General features: G+C 43.2%; 20 protein-coding genes. 13 read left to right on the forward strand and 7 right to left on the reverse strand.

What is annotated here, in order from left to right; translation table 11 throughout:
• Nucleotides 1–89: 89 nt before the first annotated feature.
• Nucleotides 90–572 (forward strand): Ig-like domain-containing protein, encoded by a 483-nt coding sequence (locus tag H7F25_RS18975; protein WP_024427435.1) that lies wholly within the window; start codon nucleotides 90–92, stop codon nucleotides 570–572.
• A 469-nt stretch (nucleotides 573–1,041) separates the two neighbouring features.
• On the opposite strand, the gene H7F25_RS18980 is transcribed toward H7F25_RS18975, so the two are convergent.
• From H7F25_RS18980 to mmuM, 3 genes are all read right to left on the reverse strand, one after another.
• A complete protein-coding gene (locus H7F25_RS18980) occupies nucleotides 1,042–1,662 on the reverse strand; it encodes a hypothetical protein (RefSeq protein WP_103132627.1) in 621 nt (206 codons plus the stop codon).
• 112 nt (nucleotides 1,663–1,774) lie between these two features.
• A complete protein-coding gene (mmuP, locus tag H7F25_RS18985; RefSeq protein WP_103132626.1) occupies nucleotides 1,775–3,178 on the reverse strand; it encodes an S-methylmethionine permease in 1,404 nt (467 codons plus the stop codon).
• A gap of 46 nt (nucleotides 3,179–3,224) precedes the next feature.
• Nucleotides 3,225–4,163, reverse strand: a complete 939-nt coding sequence (gene mmuM, locus H7F25_RS18990) for a homocysteine S-methyltransferase (protein WP_025092518.1) — start codon at nucleotides 4,161–4,163, stop codon at nucleotides 3,225–3,227.
• 338 nt (nucleotides 4,164–4,501) lie between these two features.
• Here mmuM and H7F25_RS18995 point away from each other — a divergent pair, with 338 nt between their 5' ends.
• From H7F25_RS18995 to H7F25_RS19010, 4 genes are all read left to right on the forward strand, one after another.
• Entirely contained in the window at nucleotides 4,502–5,332 is an 831-nt protein-coding gene (locus tag H7F25_RS18995) for a YitT family protein (RefSeq protein WP_024424393.1), read from the forward strand.
• 116 nt (nucleotides 5,333–5,448) lie between these two features.
• On the forward strand, nucleotides 5,449–5,766 hold the full coding sequence (locus tag H7F25_RS19000; protein ID WP_024424392.1) for a PadR family transcriptional regulator: 318 nt from the start codon (nucleotides 5,449–5,451) through the stop codon (nucleotides 5,764–5,766).
• Complete coding sequence (locus H7F25_RS19005; RefSeq protein WP_024424391.1) at nucleotides 5,759–6,346, forward strand: DUF1700 domain-containing protein; 588 nt, start codon at nucleotides 5,759–5,761, stop codon at nucleotides 6,344–6,346. Before H7F25_RS19000 ends, H7F25_RS19005 begins: the two co-directional genes overlap by 8 nt.
• Nucleotides 6,343–6,513 carry a hypothetical protein gene (locus tag H7F25_RS19010; protein ID WP_180992604.1) on the forward strand — a complete coding sequence of 57 codons (171 nt, stop codon included), beginning with the start codon at nucleotides 6,343–6,345 and terminating at the stop codon, nucleotides 6,511–6,513. The genes H7F25_RS19005 and H7F25_RS19010 overlap by 4 nt, the downstream gene beginning before the upstream one ends.
• Nucleotides 6,514–6,582: 69 nt before the next feature.
• Here the strand turns inward: H7F25_RS19010 and H7F25_RS19015 are convergent, their stop codons facing one another.
• Complete coding sequence (locus H7F25_RS19015; protein WP_149126040.1) at nucleotides 6,583–7,800, reverse strand: multidrug effflux MFS transporter; 1,218 nt, start codon at nucleotides 7,798–7,800, stop codon at nucleotides 6,583–6,585.
• Nucleotides 7,801–8,013: 213 nt separating this feature from the next.
• Between H7F25_RS19015 and H7F25_RS19020 the strand changes: the two genes are divergently transcribed.
• Entirely contained in the window at nucleotides 8,014–8,550 is a 537-nt protein-coding gene (locus tag H7F25_RS19020) for a GNAT family N-acetyltransferase (protein WP_149126039.1), read from the forward strand.
• Nucleotides 8,551–8,608: 58 nt separating this feature from the next.
• On the opposite strand, the gene H7F25_RS19025 is transcribed toward H7F25_RS19020, so the two are convergent.
• A complete protein-coding gene (locus H7F25_RS19025; protein ID WP_044333490.1) occupies nucleotides 8,609–8,812 on the reverse strand; it encodes a hypothetical protein in 204 nt (67 codons plus the stop codon).
• A 111-nt stretch (nucleotides 8,813–8,923) separates the two neighbouring features.
• Here H7F25_RS19025 and H7F25_RS19030 point away from each other — a divergent pair, with 111 nt between their 5' ends.
• Nucleotides 8,924–9,463 carry a ribonuclease FAU-1 family protein gene (locus H7F25_RS19030; RefSeq protein ID WP_185854056.1) on the forward strand — a complete coding sequence of 180 codons (540 nt, stop codon included), beginning with the start codon at nucleotides 8,924–8,926 and terminating at the stop codon, nucleotides 9,461–9,463.
• A 38-nt stretch (nucleotides 9,464–9,501) separates the two neighbouring features.
• Here H7F25_RS19030 and H7F25_RS19035 read toward each other — a convergent pair whose 3' ends face one another.
• A complete protein-coding gene (locus H7F25_RS19035; protein ID WP_253207503.1) occupies nucleotides 9,502–11,115 on the reverse strand; it encodes a S8 family peptidase in 1,614 nt (537 codons plus the stop codon).
• A gap of 187 nt (nucleotides 11,116–11,302) precedes the next feature.
• Here H7F25_RS19035 and H7F25_RS19040 point away from each other — a divergent pair, with 187 nt between their 5' ends.
• The 4 genes from H7F25_RS19040 to H7F25_RS19055 all read left to right on the forward strand — a co-directional run bounded on the left by H7F25_RS19040 (nucleotide 11,303) and on the right by H7F25_RS19055 (nucleotide 15,789).
• Nucleotides 11,303–12,784: an amidase gene (locus H7F25_RS19040; RefSeq protein WP_185854057.1), complete on the forward strand. Its 1,482-nt coding sequence runs from the start codon at nucleotides 11,303–11,305 to the stop codon at nucleotides 12,782–12,784.
• A 37-nt stretch (nucleotides 12,785–12,821) separates the two neighbouring features.
• Complete coding sequence (locus tag H7F25_RS19045; RefSeq protein ID WP_235356866.1) at nucleotides 12,822–13,394, forward strand: TetR/AcrR family transcriptional regulator; 573 nt, start codon at nucleotides 12,822–12,824, stop codon at nucleotides 13,392–13,394.
• A gap of 80 nt (nucleotides 13,395–13,474) precedes the next feature.
• Complete coding sequence (locus tag H7F25_RS19050) at nucleotides 13,475–14,497, forward strand: quercetin 2,3-dioxygenase (RefSeq protein WP_185854058.1); 1,023 nt, start codon at nucleotides 13,475–13,477, stop codon at nucleotides 14,495–14,497.
• Nucleotides 14,498–14,655: 158 nt separating this feature from the next.
• Nucleotides 14,656–15,789: a zinc-dependent alcohol dehydrogenase gene (locus H7F25_RS19055; RefSeq protein ID WP_024424382.1), complete on the forward strand. Its 1,134-nt coding sequence runs from the start codon at nucleotides 14,656–14,658 to the stop codon at nucleotides 15,787–15,789.
• Between the two features lie 208 nt (nucleotides 15,790–15,997).
• On the opposite strand, the gene H7F25_RS19060 is transcribed toward H7F25_RS19055, so the two are convergent.
• On the reverse strand, nucleotides 15,998–16,435 hold the full coding sequence (locus H7F25_RS19060) for a MarR family winged helix-turn-helix transcriptional regulator (protein WP_012008812.1): 438 nt from the start codon (nucleotides 16,433–16,435) through the stop codon (nucleotides 15,998–16,000).
• A 261-nt stretch (nucleotides 16,436–16,696) separates the two neighbouring features.
• Here H7F25_RS19060 and H7F25_RS19065 point away from each other — a divergent pair, with 261 nt between their 5' ends.
• Nucleotides 16,697–18,205: a class I adenylate-forming enzyme family protein gene (locus H7F25_RS19065; RefSeq protein ID WP_185854059.1), complete on the forward strand. Its 1,509-nt coding sequence runs from the start codon at nucleotides 16,697–16,699 to the stop codon at nucleotides 18,203–18,205.
• 66 nt (nucleotides 18,206–18,271) lie between these two features.
• A complete protein-coding gene (locus H7F25_RS19070; RefSeq protein ID WP_024424380.1) occupies nucleotides 18,272–19,654 on the forward strand; it encodes an amino acid permease in 1,383 nt (460 codons plus the stop codon).
• The last annotated feature ends 8 nt before the right edge of the window (nucleotides 19,655–19,662 follow it).

Consider the following 19,662-nt stretch of genomic DNA (forward strand, 5'->3'; position numbering starts at 1 on the left):
CAAAAAAAGGGAAGTTTTTTTGTTTTATACTGGAAAAATACCAATTAATGTCGATAGTAAAATAGTAGGAAAAAAAGGAGGAATTATCGATGAAAAAAATCATGTTTGCTTTCGTTCTATCATTGCTTCTCGTATTCCCAAGCTTTGCACATGCTGAAGAAACAGGTGCAGTACCAGCATCAGTAGAAGTAACAAGTGTCACAGCAGCCGATAGTGGAATAGTGAATTACGGCTATGGCAGTAAATATCGCGTGGGTTCTTATTATCCAGCTACGTTTAAAGGGACTCTAAAAGATGCAAGCGGAAACCTCATGCCTAATCAGCCGATCAAGCTTTATTTTGAAGCAGCCATCAAATCATATGCTCAAACAGCGACAGGCACAACAGATGAGAATGGACAGTTTTCACTCACGTTTCAAGTTCCAGCAGGTGCAGGCTACCAATCATACAATAATGCAGGCTGGTCAACACATTACTACGATATCGTTCCAGTGACGTTCACGTCAAACGACATCAAACTATCTTCAAATGTCACAAGTGTGTACCATTTGGCGTATACATCACGTTACTAATCTCATAGAAAAAAAGGATGTCATCAGGTGACATCCTTCAGCGTGTAGACAAACCCTCGCATTCTGTGTCAGGTCTGCGCTCTGGTACTCACGAATGTCAAATTCGCTCCGTTCCAGTGCTCGTCCTTCTTAGACTGCAAAGGTTTTCTATCACGCTGAAAAAAAACAAAGGGCTAAAATGAAAATCATTTTAGCCCTTTGTTTTTTGTTAGCAAACCTGCTGGGCGGCAACCGAAAGAGTCGATAAACAAACACTCATCAGCCGTTATTCCCAGATTCGATCGAGCGTTTAACTTTTAATCTTGAGCTTTGATAGATAAGAACTTTCACACTTGAACTTTGATCCTTGAACGTTCAGCTTTGAGCTTTTATCAAGGATCATCCTAAGATGATCATCAGATGAGGAGGGAATGACCTTTCCCTCGGAGGTGTTTAGTCCTATCGATTTTCGGCTCACTAACAAAATCAATTAATCGATCTGTATTTTCGTTAGTGTATTGCTTTCAGACAAGGAAAAATCAACTTCCATTTGAAAATCTTCAATTTCTTTCGAAAGCTGTTCAATTTTCACTCGAAGACGAAGCGGATCGATGATCACCGCCTCATTTTCAGCTAGAAAAGACTTCACGATCTCTTGGTTGGCGGCCGCTTGTGTCTTTCCATCTTTCCCAAACAAGGTCTCTAAATGCTGATCAAGTCTCATTTTCACATCTTCATTCGTTTGTTCAGCTTTGTCGACCAGCTCTTTGTACACCTGTTTCATTTTCCGTAAATAACGAATATCGTAGTCTATCGACGTCTTTCGTTCAATCGCCTCTGCCACCGTCATACGGACACCCGCCACATCAATCATTGTGGTCGCATTCGATACAACGATGGCTGATTTGATGGCATTCCGGCGTTTGATTAAAGCTCGAATCGATTGATCATCAGCCTTTGCCTTTTTTTCAATCTCTTCTTGATTCTGAAATCCGTGCTGTATATGTTTGCCGATTATCAATCCACCAAGTACGGCTTCATCAACGGTTCGGTTGATTCTTTTATCTAACATTTTCAGTTCACTTAATGCTCTTGTAATGGTCATTTCCATATTCACGACAACTCCCTTGGTTCATCCTGAAAATCATAGATTCCTATCATATACCAAAGTGTGCTTCTTTTACTAGCAATATCCTTTTTTGTCAATGAAAAAAACCTGATGTTTATACACCAGGTTTTTCTCGTTTTTTCTGAATCCAAGCTGTCACGTAATAGGCAGCATAGCAGAGCGCAATGAAAGGAATGCCGCAGATGAGGGCAATCCGCTGATTTGGATCAAAGGCAATGCCAATGACAGATGCAAGACATAGGAGGAAGGCTGCAATCGGAACTACTGGATAGAGCGGTGTTCGAAAGGATAAATCATGAAGCTGTCCGCCTTCCTGTAAAAATCTTTTCCGAAACATCAACTGTGAGGCAGCAATCCCCATCCATACAATCACAACAGCCAGTCCAGAGATTGATACAAGGACAAGGTATACTGTTTCTGGTGCGATCACGCTCGATAGCAAAGAAAGAATACCACCGATCATACTTAAAATGAGTGCATTCAAAGGAATGCCTTTTGACGTCAGCTTCGCCAGTTTTTTAGGAAGTGTCCGTTCCTCAGAAAGCGACCAAAGCATACGAGATGATGCGTATAATCCTGAGTTTGCGGCAGATAAGATCGCGGTCAGGATGACAAAATTCATGAAATCTGCGGCATAAGGAATCCCGATACGGTCAAATACCACGACAAATGGGCTTTTGATCACCCCGGCTTCTTCTACTGGAATCAAGCCAGCCAACACAACGATCGTTCCAACGAAAAACAGGACGAGACGCAGGACGGTTGTGCGAATGGCTCTTGGAATGGTCTCGTCAGGATTGACGCTCTCACCCGCAGCAATCCCAATCAACTCTGTACCTGAAAAAGCAAAATTGACAGCAAGCATCGTCATTAAAATCGGTAAAAAGCCGTTTGGGAAAAGTCCGCCTTCGCCAGTGAAATTAGAAAAGAACGGAGCGGCCTCACCGCCCTTTAATGGGATCAAACCAAACATTGCAGCTCCGCCAAGAATAATAAAGAGAATAATAGCCATCACTTTAATACTGGAAAACCAAAACTCTGATTCTGCAAAAAACTTGACCGTAAATGCATTCAGTAAAAAGATGAGAAGAGCAAAAACGCCACTCCACATCCAAACCGAAGTGTCTGGAAACCAGCGCTGCATTAATAGTCCTGCCGCTGTAAATTCCGAACCGAGTGCCACTGTCCATGTCAGCCAGTATAGCCAAGCGACCGTATAGCCTGTACCAGGTCCAATGTATTTTGTTGCATACGTATGAAAAGCCCCTGTGACCGGCATTGCGACAGACAGCTCGCCTAAACAAAGCATCACGAGGTAGACAATTAAAGCCCCGACAAGATAGGCAAGAATGGTCCCCGCAGGTCCGGCCTGATTGATGGTATACCCAGAGCTTAAAAAGAGCCCTGTTCCAATGACGCCGCCTAGAGAAAGCATGAACAGGTGCCGGCTCGTCATTTTTCGTTGATATTGTTGTGACTGATCTTTTGCTTGTTCCATGTCTTCCCGCCCTTTTGCTTAAAAGTATGTGTGATGATTCATGATGCTATGATGTGGTTCTTTTTAAGATGTCATTGATATCTTCTGGAGTCGTGCGGCAGCAGCCGCCGATGATATGCGCGCCGTCTTTGTACCATTGATGCGCACATTCCCCAAAAGTAAGATGAGACGTATCTCCGCTCCATACCTTTTCTTCAGGATCATATATTTCACCTGAGTTTGGATAAACCACAATCGGTTTGCTCGTTCCCTTTTTCATCTCTTGAATAAGAGAAGTAATAAATTGCGGCGGCGTGCAGTTCACGCCGACAGCAGCGATTTGTTCATAAGGCTCAAGCGCCTGTACACATTCTCGTATAGAATCACCTTCACTAATGTGCAGGCCATCCTTTGCGCTGAATGTGATCCAAGCAGATGTCCCGCTGAATTCATCTTGCAGCAGCTTTGCAATGGCAGTTGCTTCAATCAGACAAGGAATCGTTTCGCATGCCAGAATATCTGCACCCGCTTCTACTAATGCCTGAATTCTTGGTCTGTGAAAATCAATGAGAGCCTGCTCTGAGAGCCCGTAATTTCCTTTATATTCTGAACCATCAGACAAATAAGCGCCGAATGGCCCCACAGATCCAGCGACAAATGGTTTTGTCCGTCCTTCACGACGCGCTTCATCCTGCCAAAAAAGATCGCGTGCCTCTTTCGCTAAAGTGACAGAGCGTTTCATCAGTTCAATCGCTTCTTCTTTTGTATAGCCTTTTTCAGCAAAGCCTTCAATCGTTGTTTGGTAGCTGGCGGTTGTTGCGCAGTCAGCACCTGCTTGGAAGTAGTCCAAGTGTACTTGCTGAATCAATTGTGGCTGTTCAATAAGTATTTTGGCTGACCATAAACGATCGTTTAAGTTACAGCCCTTTCGTTCAAGCTCTGTTGCTAATGCACCGTCTAAAATCAAAGGTGCGTGAGCCTGTAAACGGCTTTGAATAGGATTCATTGGAATCAAACAGCCTCCTTTTTAGATCGGAAATAATGGATATGATATGAGGCAGTAGTTTAAATGACTAAAGTGTTTTTGTCAAGGAGAGGAAAAAGCATCATAGGGCGGAAAAACCCTGAAAACATGCGGGTTTTGATGCATAAAAATGCAGTCAAAATAATAGAAAACCAAGTCATTGACAGCCTCTAAAAAGAGATATATATTATGGAAAGATTGATTTCAGAAAGCTTCATCAAAAGGCGCGCCGTCTTTTGATTTTTATGTTGTCCAACGACTGTCTTCTTTCGTGCAGAAAGAGGGTTTTTTATATGCTTAAAAAAGGAGGAAAGAAGAAATTGAAAAAATGTGTAAAAGATATAGCGATGATTCTAGTTGGTTCTTTTTTATTTGCCGCAGCAGTGAACATGTTTGTCATTCCGCTTGAATTTGGTGAAGGCGGTGTCACGGGGCTGTCCATCATTTTTTATTATTTGTTTGAAATAGCACCGTGGCTGACGAACCTTGTGTTGAATGCGATCTTATTACTTGTGGGATATAAATACTTGGACAAAAAGACCACGATTTATACGGTGGTTGCCGTTGCAAGTAACTCCCTATTTTTACATCTGACCACAACATGGGTCGTGAATGTACACGAATTGATCATTGGAGCGATTTTTGCAGGAATTATCATCGGAATTGGGATTGGTCTTGTGCTCAGAGCCGGTGGAACAACGGCGGGTTCTGCCATTCTCGGAAGAATTGCCAACAAGTATTTAGACTGGAACGTGAGCTATGCCATCTTGTTCTTTGATCTGATCGTTGTATTTGCTTCCTATTTTATTATTGGTGCGGAAAAATTAATGTTTACCATTGTGATGCTGTACGTGGCGACAAAGGTAATGGACTTTGTGATAGAAGGACTTAACACGAAAAAGGCAGTGACGATTATTTCTTCATGCAAAGATGATATTGCCGAAGAAATCAATCACACCCTGGACCGAGGCGTAACGATTTTAAACGGACGCGGTCATTATTCAAAGGAATCGAAGGAAATTCTGTACGCGGTCATTCAAAAGCAGGAGCTCATGCGCCTTAAGAAAATTATTAAGAAAATAGATCGAGACGCATTCGTTGTTGTCCATGACGTACGCGATGTGTTCGGAGAAGGATTTGTAAATATATAAAAATGAAAAGTAGACAAAGAGCTAAAAGACCCTAAAACGGGTCTTTTTTTATTCTCTATACCTCTTGTCACACAATACTATGTAATGTATAGTATAAAGAGTTAGGAGTTGTAAACATGAATGCACAATTAAAAAAAGGATTACTGGAATTTTGTGTACTGGCGGTATTAAAGAAAGGCGATTCCTATGGTTATCAAATCATTAAAGATATGTCCCATTGTATTGAGATTTCAGAATCGACATTGTATCCGATTTTAAAGCGTTTAGAGCAAAACAATTATGTGGAGACCTATTCCCAGGAACATAACAGTCGATTAAGAAAATACTACCGCATGACAGAAAGCGGGCGGGAGCATATGGCGCAGTTTTTAGAGGAATGGGATCAGGTGATGGCGATTTACGACTTTATTTCTGGAGGACAGGGCAATGAATAAAAAAGAATTTTTGAGCAGCCTAAAGAAGCATCTGCATCTTCTAGGCGACAAAGATAGTGATCGGTTTATCGAATACTACGATGAAATGATTGAGGATTATCAGGAAGATGGCTACAGTGAACAGGAAGCGGTTCATCAAGTCGGGCAGCCTGCTATGATCGCTGAAGGGATTATGAAGGAACAAGGAATAAAAACCGTTCAGGTGCCGACGTTTGGAGAAAAAGCCACAAGACTCTCCATTCTCATTTTAGGTTTTCCGTTATGGGGCAGTATTCTAGCAACAGTCTTTCTGCTGATTCTTTCTGTGTATATGGTGATTTGGTGCATTCCACTCGTGACAGGTACATTGACGCTTACTGGTCTGCTCGGCGGTTTTTGGAGTATCATTGGTTCTCCATTTATCTTTCAGGACGGTTTGCATGTGGTGGTGACGCAGATTGGCGTTGGTATTTTTCTATTAGGTGTCGGATTATTAAGCGGCATAGCCACGGCGTATTTGACAAAGCTATTTGTGCAAATAACTATTCAAACCACTAAGGCATTCATGGGAATGTTTAAAAAGAAGGTCGTGAGAGTATGAACGTGAACGATTTAAAAAAGCAAGTCATCAAATGGGGGATCATCTTCACCGTTGCCGGAGGAATTGTCATGGCAATTGGTTTTGGACTATCAGGCTTTGATTTAGATGCATATCACAACAATGACCAGAGCAACGTGTTCCGCACCATCAATTGGAGTAAGCCATAATAAATGAAAAAAGACAAAGAGCTAAAATCAAGATCATTTTAGCCCTTTACCAACAGTCTTTAAACCCGCTTATGCGGGTCTTTTTTTCGCCCGGGCCACAAAGAAGAAATAACAGCAAAGTGCGCCTAGATCACAAAGCATGATGATCAGACCCATTGGAAAGGCTGTTTGGCTTCCGGCTAGTCCGACAAGAGGTGTCATGCAAGCGCCTAGCAGCATTTGCGCAACACCGATCAGTGCAGCTGCACTTCCTGCATGCGCTCCGTGATGCTGCATCGCAAGAGACGGCGCAGAGGTGCCGACAATTCCAACACTTGAGACAACAAAAAACAGCGGAATCAGAATGCCGTACAATCCTGCATCAATCGAGATCATCAAAAATAAAGTGACTCCGCCTAATGCAGCTGTCAGCAATCCAATGCGAAGGACTTTCTCTTCGCCGATTTTCGCAGCGACTCGGGCAAATACTTGTCCAGCCGTGATGATTCCAAGACTATTTACCGCAAAGGCCGCACTAAATCCTTGTGGAGAAAGGTTGAAAATTTCCTGAAGCACAAACGGTGAACCAGAAATATAGGCAAACATCGCTGCGAATACAAGACCTTGTGAGAGAGCATATCCAACAAAGAGACGATCACTGGCTAAAATTTTCATCGCGCCTGCAATCTGTTGAAAGCCCCCCGTCTGTCTACGCTCTGCGGGTAAGCTTTCTTGCAGTGAAAAAATCGATCTCAGCAGCATCAATGCCCCGAGAATTCCGAGTAGGACAAATACACCCTGCCATGTCGTGAAGCGTAAAATCTGTCCGCCTGCAATAGGCGCGGCTGCCGGAGCAACCCCATTGACTAACATCAGCAGTGCAAAGAATTTCGTCATTTCTGATCCTTCATAATGATCTCGGACAATGGCTCGTGCAATGACAATGCCAGCTGAACCAGCAAGTCCTTGAATCAATCTAAGAAGAATGAACGTCCAAATCGATGTGACCACTGTACAAAGAAGGGATGCCGCAATAAAGATGATCAACCCAACCATCAGCGGCTTTCTTCTGCCGATCGTATCGCTGATCGGACCTGCAATCAGCTGGCCAAGCGCCAGTCCGATGAGACAAGCCATCAGACTTAATTGAGACAACGCCGTGCTCGCCTCAAAATCACGAGCAATATGAGGCAAAGCAGGTAAATACATATCCATTGCCAGCGGAGCAAGGGCTGTTAAAGATCCGAGCAATGCGGCTAGGAGAAATCGACTTTTTTTCGATTCTTGGGGATAAGATAAAGAACTCATATGATGACAACACTCCTCGTATACTTCCTCAACACAGCATAATGAATCAAGCGTTCCTTTTCAATGAAAAATTTTCAAAGATGATTCCGTGCAAAATGATTGATCTTTCGAATGAGACTCTTTACATTGAATGAGTAGAGAAAAGAGTAAGGTGATCGCATGCAGTGATTGTATGATGCGTATACCCACTAATAGAGAGCAGGAGGTGCTGACATGAAGCAGCAAGAGCTGATCATTCGTCAAGCAGTCAAAGAAGATCATGAGGCCATCACACGCGTGCTGATCAAATCCTATGCACAGTATGAACCTCAATTTACAGAGGAAGGCTGGCAAAATTATTCTGCCGCGCTTGCAGCAGCTGTAGATAATCCGAACATGGAGCTGATGCTTGTGGCGGAACTTGACGGCAAGATCGTGGGGACGCTTCAAATGTTCCGGTCATCAGAGCAAGCGTATGACAAACCTGAAATGGGCATTACATCAGCCATCGTCCGGTTTTTAGGAGTAGATCCCGATGTGAGGGGAAAAGGCATTGCAGAATCATTGCTGCGTAAAAGTATTGAACTGACGCAATCATGGGGCGAAAATGTCCTGTATCTTCATACATCTGATAAAATGCAGGCTGCCATTCGCCTATATGAAAGAATGGGCTTTGAGCGTGCGCTTGATAAAGAATTTGTGAACCAAAATGGGACACATGTCAAGAGCTATCAATATGTGATCAAGAAAGAACAGCCGGCAGGTTCATAGTATAACGTGCAGCAAAAGGAAGAGCTTACCTCCATGGACAGCTCTTCCTTTTTTCAATTTACGCCCACAGTGCCAGCGCCCAATAGGATACCACCCACGAGATGAAACCGAACATAACAAAGAATTTTAACATGCGCTCATAAGGAGACAGCTTTCGTTCTTTCTTCGTTTTCACCAGCTGCCAATAAAGGACATAGCCGCAAATCATGAGGATGATTTGTCCAATTTGTGTAAAGTTTTCAAGAATCGTGATTCCGTTCATTTATTTCGCCTCATCATAGGTCTTCCATAAGTAAATGAGGCGATCCTTTATTTCTTCAGAAAAAATCGGTGTATACTGGAAAGAAACGAGATGTTTAGAGGGAGTTGTGACATGTTGTTTTCGCTGCATGCGGATCGTTGGGATGAAGTCATCGAGAGAAAAATCAAATACGATCAAAAAGTTGTGGAACATACCTGTCAGCTGTTAGACACAAAGGAGCAGCAGGTTGTACTGTTTCACAAGATTGAAGACCCATTTACGATGAAGGCAGGTGCTGGTTTTTTGACCATTCCAAAAGGGAGCTATACGACCGCTTATTATTGGAAGGATCGTCCTTATAACATATATTTCTGGAGAGATGATCAAGGGAAGGAACTAGGATCTTATTTTAATATGGTGGGAGATACACAGTTCAAAGCCCAGCTGGTCATGTTTGAAGACCTCATTATTGATCTTCTCGTTCTTCCGAATGGTGATGTCTTTGTGCTGGATGAAGATGAATTGCCGGAGAGTTTAGCGGATTTTGAACACGGTACAGTACGGCGGGCATTAGAGAGCGTGACGGCTTCGTTAGAAAGCATTCTCGATCAAGTGAGGGCAGATGCCGAAGGGAAATATCATCACAGCTTGTTTGAGCCGATGTTGAAATAGAAAAAACGATTCCTCGCTGAAAGGAATCGTTTTTTCTGTTAAACCTTAATACGGTTTAATCGTTTTTGTAAATTGGTTTTTGTTTTGGAGGCTTTTAGCTGTTTGACAGCGTTTTGAGCCGCTGCTTTTGTTTTCTTTGTTCGTTTGGCTTCCGCTTTTTTGACCTTTTGTTTAGCGTCCGTCACTTTCTTTTGATAAGCGACTTGTTTTTTAACTTTGTCGAGCCGGTTTTGCAGGCTTGTTTTTTCTTTGCCTTTATTTAGTTTTTTGATGGCCGTTTGAGCACTTTTAATAGCGCCCTGTGTTTTGTTCTTTTCGGCTGTTTTGACCTTTGCACGTGCCGAGCGGATATCAATGGCTGCTTGGACTTTCTTCACCCGTTCTGTGAGTGCTGTTTTTTGCTTGCTTGCAGTGAGCCTGCCAATTCTCGTTTTGGCTTGATTGACATCTGCCTGCTTTTTAGATGTTTCGGCTGTTTTGACAGCACTGGCCGCAGCCTTTAAAAAGGTGGATTGCGGCACATATTGCACGCGGCCATAGCCGAATTGCGGATCCTTCCCTTTTGCGCCAAGATCCACTGTATAGCTGCGCAATAAAGTGCGAAGCTGTGCATTTGTTTTCTTCGGATGAAGCTGCTTTAACAGTGCCAGCATTCCTGTGACATGCGGCGTGGCTTGTGATGTACCCGTTGCATACCAATATTCATTTTTTAAATAAGTACTGATGACGTTCTCGCCAGGAGCAGAAAATTCAATCCCTTTCCCTGTATTTGAGATAGACGAAAGTTTGTCTTTGTCAGTCGTTGCAGAAACGGCAATGACGCTATTGTAAGCGGCTGGATAGCTAATATGATTCTTTTTCCCATCATTTCCGCTTGCAGCAACCACGAGCAGTCCTTTTTTATATGCTTCATCTACTGCTGAATGCAAGATTGGGATATTGTCTTCAAAGCCTAAACTTAAATTAATAATGTCCATCTTGTTGGTAATCGCCCAATCGATGCCTCGAAGCAGACTATATAGGTCGCCTTCTCCCTTTTTATCTAACACTTTCACAGCATACAGCTTCACACCAGAAGCGACGCCGACTGTTCCATAATCGTTATTAAGCGCACCAATCGTGCCGGCGACATGTGTGCCATGTCCTTCATCATCTTTATAAGAGGATGTGTAGTTCACGAATGATTTACCGCCGGATACCTTTAAATCCTCGTGTGAGAAAATACCAGTATCTAAAACGGCTACTTTTACATTTTTACCAGTGACGCCTTCTTTTATTGCTTGCTTTATATTTAGTTTTTGCAGATTGTAAGATTTTTGTACCAATGCATCCTGATTAGTAGCAGCGGCTGTTTTCTTCATAGTAGAAGCCGCGAGTTTGACCTTTACGTTTTTTGAGACGTAAGCGATGTTTGGGTCTTTTTTGAGTGAGGTGACCGCTTGTTCATCTGCTGTCACAGCGACAGCCGGAAGATGTATGTACTGTGCGTTCACTTTCTCACTTTCCTCAATAGCTGTTTGTTTTCCTTTTTGATTTTTATAGACGATGATGACATCTGTTTCTTTTGGCGGTGCAGCTGCCTGCGAATGGAAGGGCAAAGCAGTTGTCAACGCAAGAAGAAACGCAATGACGATAAGTAATTTCTTTTTCAATGCGTGGCTCCTCTCATCCGATGACCTCGGTCTTTTTTTCTCTATTATATCGGAGAAAGCAGAGGGATGGGATAGTAGAATTGTCGTCTTGTTCAGAAAGTTATTTTTACAAGTAACCTGAAATTGAAATTCATAGAATTCTAGTAGACAATAGAGACATCATGATAAGAGAAAGAAGGACATGCTGATGAACGTAAAAGAGTATATGACGTATGATGCGACTGGCTTGGCAGCACTTGTGCGGAATAAGCAGGTAACGCCCGAGGAGCTTATGCAGGCGGCATTTAATAGATTGAATGAGGTCAATCCAGAACTAAACGCTGTGATACGGACAAGACAAGAACAAGTTTTAAAAGACATCAAGGAATTACATGAGTATCAGCCATTTGCGGGCGTTCCGTTTGTGCTGAAAAATATATCACAAGGGATTAAAAATGAACCGCTGACAGCAGGAGCTTTGCTGTTAAAGGATGTAAAAGCAAATTCGGATTCGCACTTTGTTGATCGGTTGAAGCAGGCTGGTTTTCTCATGATCGGACATACAAATACACCGGAATTCGGTTTAAGAAATGTGACGGAGCCTGCGTTACATGGTCCAACGAGAAATCCTTGGAATACGGACTATTCTCCGGGAGGCTCAAGCGGCGGTACAGCAGCAGCTGTTGCAAGCGGCATTGTACCTGCTGGCGGAGCAAGTGATGGCGGTGGTTCCATCCGGATTCCAGCATCCTTTACCGGTTTGTTCGGCCTTAAGCCTACGCGGGGAAGAACGCCAGTAGGCCCAGGCGCAGGAAGGCAGTGGCAAGGGGCTTCCATTGACTTTACACTCACAAAAACAGTGCGGGACAGTGCAGCCCTTCTTGATCTTCTTCAAGTCATTCAGCCTGAAGCTGCTTTCCAAACCCCATTATACGATGGCAGTTACCAAGAGGATCTGGTGAAACGTACATCTTCTATGCGAATTGCTTACAGCGTAGAATCTCCAGTTGGCACGAAGGTCAGTGAGGAGGCGAAGCAGGCGGTTCAGCAAACAGTGAAATGGCTGAGTGAGCAAGGTCATCAAGTAGAGGAAGCCAAACCGGAAATTGATGGGATTCATCTCATGCAGCAATATTACGTGATGAACAGCGGAGAAATGTCTGCGTTATTCACTTCCTTGGCTCGTTCGTTAGGGCGTCCAGTAAAGCCGGAGGAAACAGACATCGTGGCATGGGTGCTAGCGGAGGCTGGCAAGAATGTGACCGCTGCTGCTTATACAGAAAGTCTTGATGCGTGGGATCGGGCTGCTGCACAAATGGCATCATTTCATCAAACCTACGATCTCTATGTGACACCAGCTACTGCCTATTCAGCTCCAAAGGTTGGTGAGCTTATGCATTCAGATCAGGAAACAGCCGCACTTTTACGTGTGTCATCTCTTTCCATGCAAGCACAGCAGGATCTTATTTATGACATGTTCCTCAAGAGCTTGACCTACACCCCATTTACACAGCTTGCCAACTTAACAGGTCAGCCATCAATGAGTGTTCCTGTTCATCTGACTAGCGCGGGCATGCCTTTAGGGGTACAAGTGACAGCACCTAAAGGAAAAGAGGACTGGCTGCTCAGGCTTGCGGCGGAAATGGAAACATCCTCGATTTGGAAAGGAACTAGCCAATTAAATCAATAACGCATGATAAGCGACTTTGGTCTATGGAGGGAAAAGAGTGTCACACGTGAGTACGAAGGATAAAATCATTCAAACGGCAGCACTTCTTTTACGTAAACAGGGATACCATGCGACAGGATTGAATCAAATTATCAGAGAGAGCGGCACACCTAAAGGCTCTCTTTATTATTACTTTCCAAATGGAAAAGAAGAGCTGGCCATTGCATCTGTTGAATACATTAGTCAAAAGGTCATCAATCAAATTGAAGAAGGCTTTGCCTATTCCGATGACCCATATATCGCTATCGATCGTTTTATGACAAAGATCATTCGAGGATTTATGGAGAAAGAAAGTGAAAGAGGGATTCCAATTGTCTTGCTTGCGGCAGAGTCCAAGCCTGAAAACGCGCAGCTTCATGTTGCATGCAAACAAGAAATGATCCGCTGGCAGGAGCTTGTAAAAGAAAAGCTAATGAACAGCGGGTATGAAGAAAACAAAGCGGATGAGCTGGCTTCTCTCCTTCACTCAATGGTCATCGGGGGTTTATCGATGACCACTGCACTCAAGCAAACGACCCCTTTAGAACACGTAAAAAGTTACCTTAGACACTTATTTATGCGAGAAGAGTAAAATCTCTCGCATATTGTCTATCTATTATATCAATTGGTCTATATAATATAGATAGTCAATTTGTCATGAGGAGTGATGGGATGTCGGAGCAACCGCAATCGATGAAGCAATCCGAAGGTACCCCTTTTTATACCGTGTCTGGTTCCGGAAAGATGTATGGGCTGGAGAATCAGCTTGTTCATATGCTGGCAGAAGCAAATCAAACGAATCAGCTGTTTGAGCTTGCCTTAATCACAGGTGGGAAAGGAGCATATTTCCCGCTGCACTGTCATGAGCACTTATTTGAAACCATTTTTGTGCTGGAAGGAAAGCTTGAAGTGATGCTGGACGGTAAAAAATACATGGTCACAGCCTTTGATTATATTCATATCCCGCCCAAAACGATTCATGGCTACAGAATGCATAGTCATAAAACAAGATTTATTTCATATACGCTGGGCGGAAAAATGACAGATGTCTATCAGCAAATTGGGAAGAGGCTTTTTCAGAATGAATGGTCTATGACTCATTATGCTTTCGATGCAGCCAGTTTTCAGCAGGCTGAAAAAGAAAGCGATATCATCCTGATGCATGGAATCAGAGAACTGTCTAATACAACGAGGCCCTCCGTTTTATTTCATAGTCAGCTTCCTCACGAGGTACAGCCTTATGTATTAGAGGCTGGTGAAGGGAAGCAATACATCATTGATGGTCAAATTCATGAGCTGATTGCAACAGTAGAAACAACAGGAGGCGGATTCAGTCATTTTGTGGTTGAAGGAGCGAAGGAGAAATATTTCCCGCCGCATTATCATCAAGTTCATACAGAAGCAATCTATTGTGTTGAAGGGAAGATGAACCTTCATTTGAACGGAGAGGATATTTGCTTGATGCCGGGGGACTTTGTCTATATCCCGCCGGATACGATCCACTCTTATGAATTTGTGTCTCATTCAAATAAAATGTTGGTTTTGCTGCTTCCAGGAGAAATTGAGCAGGTGTATGAGCAGTTTGAAGAATCTCCAAGCCCAAATATATGCCCCTATTTTATTCAAGAAGGGAATTTCATGTTCAATCGGGAGACTTCAACTCAATATGATTTGTTTTTTGTCGAGAAGGAATAAGTGTGTAACGCGTTACACGACATCAGGAGTCTGTCGAAACAATCGACAGGCTTTTTTTGTTTTTTGCCTCCTCCACATAAATTTCTCATTTGATGAATGAACCATTCATTCAAGGTGAAGCTATGTAAAGATGACTTGAGCTAAAGGAGGAAATCCATGTGAGAGCTGTTACTTATCAAGGGAAAAATAGCATTGCAGTGAAGAAAGTAGATGCACCGTCGATTCAAGATCGGGAAGATGTGATCATACGTATTACATCAACAGCAATTTGTGGATCAGATTTACATTTGTATCAGGGGAATTTCCCGCTTCCAATCGGCTATGTGATTGGGCATGAACCAATGGGGATTGTGGAGGAAGTTGGCCCGGATGTCACAGCCGTAAAAAAGGGAGACCGTGTCGTCATTCCATTTACAGTTGCATGTGGTAAATGCCAATATTGCGATCATCACTTAGAAAGCCAATGTGACAACTCAAACCCGCACTACGATTCGGGTGGACTTTTTGGCTATAGTGAGAAATATGGGAATTACCCCGGAGGACAGGCAGAGTATTTACGCGTACCTTTTGGCAACTATACACCGTTTAAGATCCCAGAAGATTGTGAGCTGGAGGATGAACAATTGCTGTTCTTATCAGATGTCCTCCCAACCGCCTATTGGAGTGTAGAGCACGCAGGTGTGAAAAAAGGCGATACGGTCATCGTGCTAGGCTGCGGACCTGTTGGGTTAATGGCGCAGCAATTTGCTTGGCAAAAAGGAGCAGAACGTGTGATTGCCGTCGATTACATTGATTACCGCCTGCGGCATGCAAAACGAATGAGCGGCGTTGAGGTCTTTGACTTTACAGAAGATCCCGACATGGGAGAAACGTTAAAGGAGCTCACCAAGGGCGGAGCCGATGTTGTGATTGATTGTGTGGGAATGGATGGAAAGAAGTCGCCGCTTGAAAAAATTGAGCAAAAGCTCAAGCTGCAAGGCGGAACGATCGGACCCATTCAAATTGCCACAAAAGCCGTTCGCAAATGTGGAACAGTGCAGATGACGGGTGTGTACGGCGGCCTGTACAACATGTTTCCATTAGGCGCTTTTTTCGCAAGAAACGTCACCCTGAAAATGGGCCAAGCCCCGGCGAGAGGATACATGTCAAAGCTCTATCAAAAAGTGACAAGCGGTGAAATTGATCCTAGAGCCATTATCACTCACAAATTACCATTAGATGAAGCTGCACATGCGTACCACATCTTCAATGACAAACAGGATGATTGTATAAAGGTCGTTTTAAAGCCATAAAAAGAAGGCTTAGGAGTATTCCTAAGCCTCAGCGTGTAGACAAACCCTCGCATTCGGTGTCAGGTCTGCGTGCCGGTGCTCACGAATGCCCAATTCGCTCCGCTCCGGTACTCGTCCTTCCTAGACTGCAAAGGTTTTCTATGACGCTGAAAAGAAGACAAAGGGCTATTAGCCCTTTGTCGAAAATTTAAAGGCTTAGGAGTAATTCCTAAGCCTTTAATGTGTGCTCGTCCATCATTTTTTCGATTAATTCAAAAAATGTTTTTTTATCTTCCTCTGAAAGGTGGTTGAACAATTGATTCACAAGCAGCTGGCGATTGTCGATCATTTGTTTAGCAATTTGTTCACCCGATTCAGAGAGTTCAATCCACACAGTACGGCGGTCATTATTATTTCGAGAGCGGATGATCAGCCCTTCGTCTTCTAAGTGATTGAGAGCGGTCGTTGTTGCAGAGGGAGATAATGAAACTTCCTGCAGAATATTTTTCACAGTACATGATTGATGGCGGTAGATGATACGTAAAATAAACCCTTTAACATTCGTGACGTTTTTCGGAATATTTTCTTCATCTATTTGTTTCGTCGCCTTTAAATACTTTGTCAGTGCATGGTCTAACAAACTTGCCTCTAGCTCGAAATGTTGCATTCTCCATACCTCTTTTCCTATTGCATTCGCATTTCCGATCAATTACTAGGTCTATCTTATCATAATAATCAACATGATTTAAACCAAAATGGAAGACGGCTATAAAATTACCTATATTATCAATTAATATAAAGAACAATTCCAAAATGAAATGATTTTACTTTCAGCTGTTTTTATTTTAGAATGTGAATGAGATAAAATCTGCCAACCCAATTCGCTGGAAATTGGCTATTGGAAATCAAACGTTTGGAGATGAAGATATTGAATACTTTACAGGCATTACTAAACGACAGAATGGAGCGCTCTTCACAAATTGAGGCGGTAACTGGCGGAGGGGTGTCTTATACATTTGAAGAATATGCAAAACGCATCGACCAGCTTGCACATTACTTACATCAAAAAGGAATTCGAAAAGGTGACCGCGTTTGCTTTATTTGTCAAAACCATCATCACTTTTCAACGATTATGCTGGCAGCCATTAAAGCAGGTGCAGTCGCAGTTCCGCTTAGCTGGCAGCTTACTTCTTTTGAGCTGGAAGGTATTTTGAAAAAAGCAGAGCCAAAGGCTTTATTTTTTGACCGAGAATTCCGTGATGTGATTGCTGCGGTGAATGTGTCTTTAGACAACTGCCTCATGGTGGAATCTGGTGTAAATGCGAAAACAACGCAGCTGTTTGAAGACATATTGGCTTCAAATGATGGCAGTGATCTTGCGGAAGAGGTATCAGAAGAGGATCTAGCGATGATCTTATTTACCTCTGGGACAACGGGGAATCCAAAAGGCTGTATGGTCGGACATGGACGAATCTATCAATTTTTATCAAGACGCGGGAATCGAGGATTTGATTTGAAAGGAAAGCGGTACTTGGCGAGTCACCCTCTCTATCATATGAGTTCAATTAATCACCTGATCGCCGCTGCGATTGAAGGGTATACGCTTGTTTTCTTACATGATGCAACACCGAAGCGCATTTTAGAAACAATTGAAAAAGAAAGAATTACGTTCATGATGGCTTTCCCATCAGCTTATACGTACATGCTGGAAGAAATGAAACGCGGTTCGTATGATCTTTCATCCTTTGAAATTGCGATTTCTGGCGGTACGAAGGTGCCGGTCCGTTTGATTAAGGACTACAAAGAAGCAGGCATTCAGATGATGCATGGCTACGGAAGCACGGAAGCATGGGTTGTCAGTGCTTGGCATCCTGCGATGGGCGAGGATAAAATGGGCTCTGCTGGTAAAGTGGATCCAGATGTAGAAGTGAAAATCGTTCATCCTGAGACTGAGGAAACACTGCCAGCTGGAGAAATTGGCGAAGTCGTCATGAGAAGCCCATTTTATTTCTTAGGCTATTATCACCAGCCTGACGCTACTGCGAAGGTGCTCAAAGACGGCTGGTTCTATATGGGAGATGCAGGCTATCTAGATGAAGACGGGTTTCTATTTATCACAGGCAGATACAAAGATGTGATTTTATACGGTGGAGATAATATCTATCCTGATCAAGTAGAAGAAGTCATTGAACAAATTCCAGGTGTGATTGAATCAGCTGTCATCGGGGTGCCGGACGAATTATATGGTGAAGTGCCAAGTGCATATATCGTAAAAGACGAATCCGCCGATTTCTGCGAAGAAGATGTGGTGAACTATTGTCAGGAACGTTTGGCAGATTACAAAGTGCCATCCATTCATTTCATCAGTGATCTGCCAAAAAACAAGCTTGGTAAAATTATGAAGAAAGATTTACGTGAATTGGTTGTGAATGCTTAGTACCTATTCTGCTATAATGAAATTTGAATGATTTTTTGTTTTTCTAACGTTTTGGAGGGAAAGGGTTTGCGACATATTCTTCGTAAGAAACACGTTCACGATTTGTTGGAACAGAGCAGACAGCAAAAGGTAAAGAAAACACTGGGCGGGCTCGATCTCACGCTTCTTGGTATAGGGGCAGTGATTGGCACAGGGGTTATGGTGTTAACTGGTATAACAGCGGCTAAGGATGCAGGACCGGCTGTTATTTTCTCCTTTGCGATTGCAGCCATTGTGTGCAGTTTGGCAGCACTTTGTTATGCAGAAATGGCTTCAGCGCTTCCTGTATTCGGCAGTGCGTACATTTATTCATATACGACCATGGGCGAGCTTGTAGGCCATTTGATGGGCTGGACCTTATTGTCTGTTTATATGCTGACTGCTTCAGCTGTCGCCAGCGGCTGGTCGAGTTATTTCAACAGCCTGCTTGAGGGATTTGGAATTTCGATTCCGCATCAATTTTTAGCGGGGCCGGAGCAAGGCGGATATATGAATCTGCCGGCGATTATCATTGCTTTACTGATTGCGTGGATCTTATCTAGAGGAACGAAGGAAAGTAAAAAATTTAATAATATCATGGTATTTGTGAAACTCGGTATTATTGTTCTTTTCATTGTAGTAGGCGGCTTTTATGTACAGCCATCCAATTGGCAGCCGTTTATGCCGTTTGGCGCAGAAGGTGTCATTGCCGGTGCTGCTGCTGTATTTTTTGCCTTTTTAGGGTTTGATGCAATTTCTGCTTCAGCAGAAGAGGTGAAAAATCCGCAGCGGAACCTGCCAATTGGGATCATAGGTTCATTACTTATTTGTACGATCATTTACATTGTCGTTTGTTTGGTCATGACAGGCATGGTGCACTATACACAGCTGAATGTCACAGAGGCTATGTCATATGTCCTGCAAAGTGTACATCAAAATAGCGTGGCTGGTATTATTTCTGTTGGTGCAGTCATTGGATTGATGGCTGTGATTTTCGCCAATAATTATGCAGCAACTCGAATTGCCTATGCGATGGGCCGAGACGGACTTTTGCCTAAAGTGTTTTCAAAAACAAACAAAAGCGATACGCCTGTTGCTAGCATATGGATGATTGGTGGAATGACAGCTGTTATTTCAGGCTTTATTGATTTGAAGGATCTGTCCAACTTAGCGAATATCGGTGCGTTATTAACGTTTGCAATGGTCAGTTTATCTGTGCTTATTTTGAGAAAGACACATCAGCAGCTTGAGAGGGGCTTCAGGGTTCCTTTTGTGCCGGTTTTGCCGATTATTTCAATGGGCTGCTGCTTGTTCCTTATGCTCAACTTACCAGGCCGGACATGGCTTTACTTTGGGGTTTGGCTGTTAATCGGTGTCGTCATGTATGCAGCGTATTCAAACAAACATAGTGAATTAGCGAAATCTTCATGAGAAAAAGG

The sequence above is a fragment of the Bacillus sp. PAMC28571 genome (assembly GCF_014250435.1).
In the GTDB taxonomy this organism is placed as follows: Bacteria; Bacillota; Bacilli; order Bacillales; family Bacillaceae; genus Bacillus; species Bacillus safensis.